General features: G+C 72.0%; 1 protein-coding gene. It reads right to left on the reverse strand.

Translation table 11 applies throughout. The features are described from left to right. A partial coding sequence (locus NLM59_RS11650) for a hypothetical protein (protein ID WP_304417952.1) occupies positions 1 to 232 on the reverse strand: 232 nt, incomplete at both ends.

The raw sequence follows: 232 nt of genomic DNA on the forward strand, positions 1-232 counted from the left end.
CGTGGCGGCGACGATCCAGCCCGCCAAAGGATGGCCGCTGCGCCACGCCATGGCAGAAAAGGCAACCAGCGCGACCACCGCCGGGGTATATTGCAGCGACCCGTTCAGCACAGGCGGCTTGGTCGGCGCGCGCGCCGCTTGGTCGCCACCCGGCAGAGTCACCGCCACGACCAGCAGCACCAGCGCCAAGACCACCGCCAGCGCGATCACCGCGATCCGCGCCGGCGCCAGG

Origin of the sequence: Profundicola chukchiensis (assembly GCF_029664245.1) — a bacterium.
In the GTDB taxonomy this organism is placed as follows: Bacteria; Bacteroidota; Bacteroidia; order Flavobacteriales; family Weeksellaceae; genus Profundicola; species Profundicola chukchiensis.